This is a genomic window from Synechococcus sp. R55.7, from assembly GCF_047461955.1.
GTDB lineage: Bacteria > Cyanobacteriota > Cyanobacteriia > Thermostichales > Thermostichaceae > Thermostichus.
Map to the genome: position 1 here is coordinate 1 of NZ_JANSIC010000113.1, position 8,796 is coordinate 8,796.

The 8,796-nt window shown below is 58.8% G+C and carries 10 protein-coding genes; 4 read left to right on the top strand and 6 right to left on the bottom strand.

Annotated elements, in window-relative coordinates; all coding sequences use genetic code 11:
• Positions 1–6 precede the first annotated feature (6 nt).
• Together NW820_RS07500 and NW820_RS07505 are read right to left on the bottom strand one after the other, a co-directional pair.
• The gene (locus tag NW820_RS07500; RefSeq protein WP_011431796.1) at positions 7–303 is read right to left on the bottom strand and encodes a DUF2470 domain-containing protein; all 297 of its coding nucleotides are present in this window, start codon (positions 301–303) and stop codon (positions 7–9) included.
• A 205-nt stretch (positions 304–508) separates the two neighbouring features.
• Positions 509–1,180 carry a hypothetical protein gene (locus NW820_RS07505; protein WP_414355425.1) on the bottom strand — a complete coding sequence of 224 codons (672 nt, stop codon included), beginning with the start codon at positions 1,178–1,180 and terminating at the stop codon, positions 509–511.
• A gap of 123 nt (positions 1,181–1,303) precedes the next feature.
• Here NW820_RS07505 and NW820_RS07510 point away from each other — a divergent pair, with 123 nt between their 5' ends.
• On the top strand, positions 1,304–1,696 hold the full coding sequence (locus NW820_RS07510; RefSeq protein ID WP_414407129.1) for a hypothetical protein: 393 nt from the start codon (positions 1,304–1,306) through the stop codon (positions 1,694–1,696).
• 69 nt (positions 1,697–1,765) lie between these two features.
• On the opposite strand, the gene ispG is transcribed toward NW820_RS07510, so the two are convergent.
• The 3 genes from ispG to NW820_RS07525 are packed head-to-tail and all read right to left on the bottom strand — an operon-like array spanning position 1,766 to position 4,427.
• Positions 1,766–2,995 carry a (E)-4-hydroxy-3-methylbut-2-enyl-diphosphate synthase gene (gene ispG / locus NW820_RS07515; protein ID WP_414343922.1) on the bottom strand — a complete coding sequence of 410 codons (1,230 nt, stop codon included), beginning with the start codon at positions 2,993–2,995 and terminating at the stop codon, positions 1,766–1,768.
• A 49-nt stretch (positions 2,996–3,044) separates the two neighbouring features.
• Positions 3,045–3,866 (bottom strand): MOSC domain-containing protein, encoded by an 822-nt coding sequence (locus NW820_RS07520; RefSeq protein ID WP_414407130.1) that lies wholly within the window; start codon positions 3,864–3,866, stop codon positions 3,045–3,047.
• A 45-nt stretch (positions 3,867–3,911) separates the two neighbouring features.
• Positions 3,912–4,427: a bifunctional nuclease family protein gene (locus NW820_RS07525; RefSeq protein WP_011431791.1), complete on the bottom strand. Its 516-nt coding sequence runs from the start codon at positions 4,425–4,427 to the stop codon at positions 3,912–3,914.
• Here NW820_RS07525 and NW820_RS07530 point away from each other — a divergent pair.
• Positions 4,426–5,274, top strand: a complete 849-nt coding sequence (locus NW820_RS07530) for a cobalt-precorrin-6A reductase (RefSeq protein WP_414407131.1) — start codon at positions 4,426–4,428, stop codon at positions 5,272–5,274. The genes NW820_RS07525 and NW820_RS07530 overlap by 2 nt on opposite strands.
• 25 nt (positions 5,275–5,299) lie before the next feature.
• On the opposite strand, the gene NW820_RS07535 is transcribed toward NW820_RS07530, so the two are convergent.
• A complete protein-coding gene (locus NW820_RS07535) occupies positions 5,300–5,656 on the bottom strand; it encodes a single-stranded DNA-binding protein (protein WP_414407132.1) in 357 nt (118 codons plus the stop codon).
• Positions 5,657–5,992: 336 nt separating this feature from the next.
• On the opposite strand from NW820_RS07535, the gene NW820_RS07540 reads away from it, so the two are divergent.
• Both NW820_RS07540 and scpB read left to right on the top strand, forming a co-directional pair.
• Entirely contained in the window at positions 5,993–8,149 is a 2,157-nt protein-coding gene (locus NW820_RS07540) for an NAD(P)H-quinone oxidoreductase subunit 5 (protein ID WP_414374369.1), read from the top strand.
• A gap of 171 nt (positions 8,150–8,320) precedes the next feature.
• Positions 8,321–8,796, top strand: a 476-nt coding sequence (gene scpB, locus NW820_RS07545; RefSeq protein ID WP_414407133.1) for an SMC-Scp complex subunit ScpB, incomplete at its 3' end; no start/stop codon positions are given.

The window sequence follows — 8,796 nt, forward strand, 5'->3', positions numbered from 1 at the left end:
CTCTCATCACTTTGTAGCCTGTTTAACTTGAGCGCGAGCCTGCTTCACCATGGCAATTAAGGTTTGATGGGCGTCCTCGGAGTCCCGCAGGGGGTGGTCGAAGCGGATCCGCAGCGTTTGTACGGCCCCGTCGACCTGCACCCGCAAGTCCATCCCTTCCGGGTCAATGGCCTGCATGCGGGCTTGGGTAACTCCTTCCACCTGGCCAAAGACCCTGGCGTAGAGGGCTATTGCATCGGCATGATCTTCGTTCATGTGCTTGCAGATGCGCTCGCTAACTTGGGGGGTGAGAGGATCGCCCATGGCAGTTGTTTTTAGCTTACAGCCCTCAGTTTAAAGCTCCCGCCAGTCCACAGTAAACTACCCAACCCTACCCCTGGCCAGTACAATAATGCGGCTAACCCAGCGTTAAAAGCGGCGCTCCCGGATAGGCAGCCGTTTAGGTTTCAGAATAAAAAGGCAGGGATCCCTTCCCCTCCATCCCAGAGAACACCAGGGATCCAGGGGATCAAGCTTGTCCTTGGGCCTGTAGCTCCAACAGCTCATCTGCCATATCCAAAAAAGCCTCCCGATCCAGATAGGAGACATCTCCCACCCACTCCCCCAGCTTGACCACATAGACCTCGCTCAAGGTGGGCCGGCGCTGCAAATCGCGGGAATAGGCTTTCACCAACCCGAGCACCGATTGCTTTTTGACAATTCGCCTGTAGCGGGGATCGTCCTTGGCCCGCACACGATAGACGACTCCGGTCTCATCGCCAATTTCCATCTCAAACTGGCGCTCCCGCACCTCTTCAATGTAGAAGTTGCCATCTTCATCCAGCTTTTCTCGCTCTTCCACCACCACCTCGTAGCGGCGAGTGCGCAACACCTGCCCAAAAAACAATCCCCCATAGGGAATCTCGCGAAAGGCTAGCTGACGGCGGGAGATGGTATAGAGCGGCCCCCACAGGAAGGGATAGAGCAACGAGAGAATCCCGACCAGGAAGGCGATTGCCCCCAGAAAGGATCCCTCGCCGAAAGCGCGGGAAAGAACCAGCAACGCCACGCCCACCAAAATGGCCGTGATGATGCGGCCCGTGCTCTTGAGGGCATCGCTCCAGTAAGCCGCATACTGAAGGCGCGTTGGCACCACCGGAATCACCGATTCGCATTCTTCTGGGGTTAGCTCCAACAACATGCTCCAAGGATCCTCACAATGCCACACTCCATCTGCAACGGGCCAGACCCTATCTTAAAATGAGGCAGGGGCGCTTTGCCGCCGGGCTTGTCTGCTGCCAGTCCTTGCGCACTTGCCACTTCCATGCCGACAGGATCCCATCTCTCCCCAACCGGCCAGACCATCAGACAGCAGGTGGCCCAATTGGACGAGGGATCCCGTCGCGACAAGGCTTGGCTGGGGGATGCGGTGTTGAGCTTGTTTGCCCGGCAGTGGCTGCTTGGGCCACCTCAAGACTGGCAAGTGCCTTCCCCGCCCAGTTGTGACTTGAATCGCGCAGAACTCTTCACGTGGCTGACCTCCAATCAATTTTTGTCGGCCCTCAGGGATCCCACGCAGGTTGAGGCGGAAATCGGCCTGGTTTACGAAAAAGAAGGTCTACAAGCAGCGTTTGAATATATCCAGGCGCACCTGCTGCCTCTGTTTGTAAGGCAGGTGAACAACCGCGCCAAAGCCCTGCGTGGCAAACGCCACTAGCCAGTTTCTGAGCGAAGCAAGAGCGCGGCAGGATGGCTGGGCAGGTCGCCTCTTGAGGGGGAAGCAGAGTTAATGGGAAGAAGGGGGATCCACCCAGCGCCCATCGGCTTTGATCAGATCGATCAGCGCCTGCACGCCTTCCGATTCCGGCACCCTTTTCACTTCTTCTTTGCCGCGGTAGAGAGAGATCACCCCCGGCGTCTTGCCCACGTAGCCGTAGTCGGCGTCGGCCATCTCTCCCGGCCCATTGACAATGCAGCCCATCACGGCAATGTCCAGCCCCACCAGGTGCTGGGTTGCGGCGCGCACCTTCTGCAGCACCTCCTCCAAATTGAACAGGGTGCGGCCACAGGAAGGGCAGGCCACATACTCCACCATGGTTTTGCGCAGGTTCAGAGCTTGCAAAATGCCGTAGGCCACCGGGATCTCCTTTTCCGGCGCTTCCGTAAGAGAAACCCGAATCGTGTCGCCGATCCCTTCAGCCAAGAGGGTTCCGATCCCCACCGCCGACTTGATGCGCCCATATTCTCCATCGCCCGCCTCGGTGACACCTAAGTGGAAGGGGTAATTCAGGCCCAGGGCATCGAAGCGACGGGCTGCCAGCCGGTAGGCCGCCAACATGACCTGCGGGCGGGAGGCCTTGAAGGAAAGCACCACATTGTGAAAGTCTTGCTCGGCGCAAATTTGGGCAAATTCCAGGGCCGACTCCACCATGCCCTCAGGCGTATCCCCGTAGGTGAAGAGCATCCGCTCTGCCAGGGATCCATGATTGACCCCAATGCGCAGGGCTTTGTTCTGGGCTTTGAGGGTCTGGACAAGGGGGGTGAAAGTTTCCCGGATTTTGTTGCGGATGGCCTCAAATTCGGCTTGGGTATATTCTGTGCGACCGGGCTGAGGTTTTTCAAAGACGAACAACCCTGGATTGATGCGCACCTTGTCCACGTATTTGGCCACCTCCAGGGCGATCTTGATGCCGTTGTGATGGACATCAGCTACCAAAGGCACGGGCTTGTAGGTTTGGATCAGCTTCTCCCGAATCGCCTCCATCGCCTTGGCATGGGCCATGCTGGGAACGGTAACCCGCACAATCTCTGAGCCCGCCTCGTGCAGACGGCGGATCCCGGCTACTGCTGCGTCGATGTCGAGGGTGTCCTCGTTGATCATGGACTGTACCACCACCGGGTGCTGGCTGCCGATCAACACATCGGCTACGGCCACCGTACGGGTGGGGCGACGGGGATAGACCGGTTCTGGGTAGGGCTGCTGGGTGGGGGCGTTGGGCCGATCCAGGGTTTGCATAGCTTGGTCAAGCCAAAAGAGCTGCTCTAGCTTGATTGTAGGTCGGAAACTAACCTGGGGTTCGATTCAGCTCAGGGTAAAGGCTGAGGGGTTCAACCCCGAGGATTTCGACGGGATCCCCAACCCTCAGGTGCTTGCCCGCCTCCGTTCTCGGGATCCACGTATTGATCCCAAGGCGATAGAAATGGTCAAAGCGGCTGGCTTCGGCCCAGGGTGGCAAGGTTTTCTGCCGTTGCGCTACGAAGTGCTTTTGAAAACCGGGATAGGCCTCTCCGCTCAGGGGATCCCGGGTGGGCACCACACAGCGGGCGCAGGGGTTGAGGCCCAGCAGCTCCACTTCCCCAATGCGAAAGCGCACCCCTTGATCTGCCTGGGCAAAGAGCCGATCCTCCCAAAAGGGCAGACATTCCGACAGCTCGATATTCATGCGAAAGCGTTGCCGCATCTCTTCGGGGGTGAGGCCGGGGAACCAATTGGCCACTGTCTCGAGAGTGGCTATGCTGATCAGGGTGGGGCCGTTGGCATAGGGATCATCCGGAAACCCCCTGAGAGGCTCCTCCAGCAGTTGCACCGGAAAACCGAACCAATCGCTGAGCCAAGTCTGCAAAGCATCCCGCTGCTGCTGCAGGTCAAACTGAGCCGCCTTGCCCTCCCCCCACAACTGCACCCGGCACAACCGGGGATCAAACCGGGCACGCAGGCGGTGGACTGCAGCATGGCGTTTGCCGTTTACCCGCTTCCCCTCCGCATCCACCAGGGCGTAGCGCCGATCCCCCTCCAAAGTCCCCCCCGCCGTCAGCCTCACCTCAGACAAAGAGATCCCATCCAGGGACTTGATGGGATAGACCGTTAACCTGGCAACCTGGGGCATGGCCTGTCTGCCGGGATCCCTGGGGGTGGGATCCGCCTTAGCTGCTTAACTGTCGGCTTCGGTGGGATGGTCGGTCATGGGGTAGCTGCGGATAAAGTCTCTGGGGGTTACATTTTCTACAAACTTGCGAAAGGCCTCCCGCTCCGCCTCGTCGGCATCCTGGTTCATGGGGATCGAGGCTTCCGCAATGACCTCTTCCACCGTCCAGATGGGAACATGGGCCCGCAGAGCGAGGGCAATGGCGTCGCTGGGGCGGCAGTCGATCTCTTGTTTTTTGTCACCATTCACGGTGACGAGCACCGCGTAGAAGGTGTTATCCAGCAACGCGTGAATGATGACTCGCTCCAGCTTGATCCCCCACGTCTTCCAGGAATTGAGGATGAGATCATGGGTCATGGGGCGCAGTGGCTTTTGGTCGTCCAGGGCCTGCAAAATGGCGTTGGCCTCTGCTTTTCCCACCCAAATGGGCAGGGCACGACGCTCACTGCCATCGCGCAGGATGACAATGGGGTTTTGGTTGACGGCATCGACCGCAATCCCAGCCACATGCATCTCGATCATGAGCAATTGCCTCCAGCCGGTGATCTTGATCGTATCTACGGGCGTCAAAGTTTGGCAACACACCATGAGCTCAGTTGGTAGTCCAGTTGAAGTGGCTTTGATCGGGGGCACTAGCGAGAGCCGCAGCTTGGCCGACGCCCTCAGCCGGCAGGGGATCCCTTGGGTGGCAACCGTCACCACCGAAGGGGCCAGAAGACTGTATCAGGATTTGCCTGGTCAGGTGGTGGTCACCCGATTTTCGCCGCCATCTCTGGAACAATTCCTGCAAGAGTGCCGGATCCGCGTAGTGGTGGATGCCTCTCATCCTTTTGCCCAGCAAATCTCGCAACTGGCCATCCAGGTGACGGCTCAACTGGGGATCCCCTACCTGCGCTACGAACGCCCTCCTCTGGAGCTGGATCCCTGGGTCCAGGTGGTGCCGGACTGGCAGGGGGTGCTCACAGAGGCGGTGCTGGCGGGGCGGCGGGTGCTGCTGACGGTGGGAGTGAAGGCCCTGCCCCTGTTTGTACCTTGGCAAGATCGCTGCCAACTGTGGGCACGGGTGCTGCCGGAATCGGTTCCCCAAGCGGTGCAAACGGGGATCCCTGCCGAGCGGGTGATCGGGATGCGCTTGCCCCTCAGCTTTGAGCAAGAACTGCAGCTTTGGCAGCGGTTCAGCCCTCAGGTGGTGATCAGCAAAGCTTCTGGGGAAGCAGGTGGGCTGGGGATCAAGCAGGCGGTGGCCAAAACCCTGGGGATCCCTCTGTGGGTGATCCGCCGACCCCCGTTGGACTATCCCTGGTGCAGCCAGGATTTGACAGAGGTGGTGCAGGAATGCAGGCGATGCTTGGGCAGAGCCAAACCTTGAGGTTGCCCGGCTCCGGCCAGACAAGTCAAAACGGCTCTTCGGGGGGCAGGTTGGAGTCGCGGTCTTGACGGGATCCCAGCAGTTCTAGGCGATCCACAGCGATGATGGGTCTCTGGCGCTCTTCTCCGGTGGATTTGTCTGTCCAGCGATCAAACTTCAGTCTGCCCGTTACTCCGATAAGACTGCCTTTGCGCACATACTCTCCCGCCACCTCGGCAGTGCGGCCCCACAGCTCCAGGTTAAACCAATCAGGCTTGTCTTCCCCTTTGCGGAATCGGTTGACCGCCAAGCTAAAAGTACAGACCACCTTGCCTGACTCAAAGTAGCGCACCTCCGGATCCATGCCGGCTCGCCCCACCAAGGTCACCAGGTTCAAGCTCATGGGTAGTTTCTCCAGACCGCCAGTAGATCTAGCCTTCGTTGTAGCGCTCGCAAGGGATCCCTGTCATCTTTTTGCTTGCGACTGTCAGCTTGGGCTCAGAGCCGATTCTTTAGGATATCTACAGATTCAACTGCGGGGATCCCGATTGATCTCTGGGAAAAGCCTCTGCTGTGATGGACTTGATGCTCGGGATCCGGATCCGCACTCTGTCGCAAAAGTTTACAATGGCAGAAGCAGTTGAGCAAATGCCAGCCCACCAGACACTCCCACCGGCCAATTGCAGGGCTAGCAGAGCAGGTTCGTTGCTGTGAGAGGACGCATTCGGAAGCATTTCCCATGGAATTCATCTACACATACGCCTGGTTGATCCCCGTCTATCCTTTGGTGGCAGCCTTTCTCCTCGGCTTAGGTATCCTGATGTTCAACGCCTGGACAAGGGCCAACCGCTCTTTGGCTGCCTTTTTGAGCGTGTTCGCGACCGGGACGGCGATGGTTCATGCCTTTGCCCTTTTGGTCAGCCAGGTGCAAGGGCACGAAACCGTCCTCAGAACCATCACCTGGGCCCAGGCGGGATCCTTCTCGGTGGACATGGGCTTTGTCGTGGATCACCTGAGCGCCATGATGCTGGTGGTGGTGACCACGGTGGCCTTTCTGGTGCAGATCTACTCCCATGGCTACATGGCCCACGATCCCGGCTATGTGCGTTTCTACGCCTACCTGAGCTTATTTAGCTCCTCGATGCTGGGCTTGGTGGTCAGCCCCAACCTGGTGCAGATCTATATCTTCTGGGAGCTGGTGGGGATGTGCTCCTACCTGCTCATCGGCTTTTGGCACGACCGGCAGGCGGCGGCAGAAGCAGCGCAAAAGGCGTTTGTGGTCAACCGGGTGGGAGATTTCGGCCTGCTGTTGGGCATCTTAGGTTTTTACTGGATTTCCGGCACCTTCGCGTTCAACGAGATCGGGCGCAACTTGCAGGAGATGTTGGCTGCCGGAGCGGTGAGCAGCAGCTTAATTGCCCTGTTTGCGGTGTTGGTGTTCTTGGGGCCGGTGGCCAAGTCCGCTCAGTTCCCCCTGCATGTGTGGTTGCCGGATGCTATGGAAGGTCCCACGCCTATCTCGGCTCTCATCCACGCAGCCACGATGGTGGCGGCTGGGGTATTCCTCTTGGCCCGCATGTTCCCGGTGCTGGAAGGGATCCCGGTGGCCATGGACATCATCGCCTGGACGGGGGCGGGCACAGCCTTCTTGGGGGCCACCATTGCCATCACCCAAAACGACATCAAAAAAGGCTTGGCCTACTCCACCATTTCCCAGCTGGGCTACATGGTCATGGCCATGGGGTGCGGCGCCTATGGGGCGGGCCTGTTTCACCTGATGACCCACGCCTACTTTAAGGCGATGCTCTTTTTGTGCTCTGGCTCAGTTATCCACGGCATGGAAGCGGTGGTCGGCCATGACCCGGTTTTGGCCCAAGACATGCGCCTGATGGGGGGGTTGCGCAAATACATGCCGGTTACGGCCATCACGTTTTTGATCGGCACGTTGGCCATTTGTGGGATCCCGCCCTTCGCCGGCTTTTGGTCTAAAGACGAGATCTTGGGCGCTGTTTTCGAACGGAACCCAGCTCTGTGGGGGGTGGGCTTCCTCACCGCCGGGATCACCGCCTTCTACATGTTCCGCATCTATTTCCTCACCTTCGAAGGGGAGTTTCGCGGCACCAACCTGAGACTGCGGCAGGAGGTGGCCATCAGCCAGGGCCGTCCTGTGCCAGCTTTTGCCTACGTTTTTGCGGGGAAACAACCGGCCTTTGGCCCTGGAGCCATGAACATTCAAGAAAAACCCCAGCCCAGCAGCCATCCTGAAGCCCACGAAAACCTGCACGACGGAGATGCCCATGCCTCAGAGCCCCATGAGTCCCCTTGGTCGATGACCTTCCCGCTGTTGGCTCTGGCCGTCCCTTCTGTGCTGATTGGCCTGGTGGGTACCCCTTTTGCCAACTTCTTTGAAGCTTTCATCCACCCACCGACTGAGTCTGTGGCGGAGGCAGGCTCGATTTTGCCGCTGGTGGCAGCAGAGTGGCAGGAGGTGCTGGCGGGCCATTTCGATTGGGCAGAGTTTCTGATCATGGCGGGTAGCTCCGTGGGCATTGGGCTGATCGGCATCACCTTGGCCAGCTTGATCTACTGGCAAAAGCGCATCGACCCGGGCACCTTCCCCCAAAGCCTGCAGCCGCTCTACTACTTCTCCCTCAACAAGTGGTACATTGACGACCTCTATGAGCGAGTCTTTGTGCAGGGCACCCGCTTCGTGGCACGGGAGGCGCTGGAGGTGGACAGCCGCATTGTGGATGGTGTGGTCAACCTGACGGGCTTGGTGACCATGGTGAGCGGCGAGGCGATGAAATACCTGGAGAGCGGCAAGGCCCAGTTTTACGCCTTGATTATCTTTGCGGCGGTGGTGGTGATGGTGGTGGCATCAGGGGTAGGGTTCTAGCTCGAAGGCGAGGATGGATCCGGCCCGCTTGGCCAAGGGATCCCTCAGCCTAGAACTGCTGCTATGCTACGGAGCAAGTTGAGCGGATCCCTTGTTGCAATGGCCCCGCGTTCTCTTAAGTCGATTTCGCATCCCTTGTTGGCGGAAAGGCAAGGTCAGAGGGAGCGTGTCTTGGCCCTGAAAAATCAGATCGAAGCGATCCTCTACTTAAAAGGGCAGCCCCTGGAGCTATCCGCCCTGGCCCAGTTGGCCCATTGCAGTCGCGACGAAGCCTACGATGCGCTGCTGGAATTAATGGAAGACTATGCCCATCGCGATTCTGCCCTGGAAGTCCTACAGGTGGAGGAGGGGTTTGCCCTGCAGTTGCGGGAGCCGTTTTTGGAGCTGGCCAACCAGCTTTTACCCCCTGAAATTGGGGTGGGTGCTACCCGTACCCTGGCTACAATCATTCTGCGTGGCCCGCTCTCGCAAGCCGATTTGGTGGAGTTGCGCGGTCAAGGTGCTTATCAGCACGTGGCAGAGCTGGTAGAAAAAGGCTTCGTTACCCGCTATCGCAAAGAAGGCTGCCGTTCCCCTTGGTTGCGCGTGACGGATAAATTTCATCGCTACTTCACAGTAGATGAGCTGGCCAAAAAAGCAGCAGAGGC

Bases quoted from the DNA above. Each gene is read 5' to 3' on its own strand.
- NW820_RS07500 (WP_011431796.1), bottom strand. From the start codon at position 303: ATGGGCGATCCTCTCACCCCCCAAGTTAGCGAGCGCATCTGCAAGCAC.
- NW820_RS07505 (WP_414355425.1), bottom strand. From the start codon at position 1,180: ATGTTGTTGGAGCTAACCCCAGAAGAATGCGAATCGGTGATTCCGGTG.
- NW820_RS07510 (WP_414407129.1), top strand. From the start codon at position 1,304: ATGCCGACAGGATCCCATCTCTCCCCAACCGGCCAGACCATCAGACAG.
- ispG (WP_414343922.1), bottom strand. From the start codon at position 2,995: ATGCAAACCCTGGATCGGCCCAACGCCCCCACCCAGCAGCCCTACCCA.
- NW820_RS07520 (WP_414407130.1), bottom strand. From the start codon at position 3,866: ATGCCCCAGGTTGCCAGGTTAACGGTCTATCCCATCAAGTCCCTGGAT.
- NW820_RS07530 (WP_414407131.1), top strand. From the start codon at position 4,426: ATGAGCAATTGCCTCCAGCCGGTGATCTTGATCGTATCTACGGGCGTC.
- NW820_RS07525 (WP_011431791.1), bottom strand. From the start codon at position 4,427: ATGATCGAGATGCATGTGGCTGGGATTGCGGTCGATGCCGTCAACCAA.
- NW820_RS07535 (WP_414407132.1), bottom strand. From the start codon at position 5,656: ATGAGCTTGAACCTGGTGACCTTGGTGGGGCGAGCCGGCATGGATCCG.
- NW820_RS07540 (WP_414374369.1), top strand. From the start codon at position 5,993: ATGGAATTCATCTACACATACGCCTGGTTGATCCCCGTCTATCCTTTG.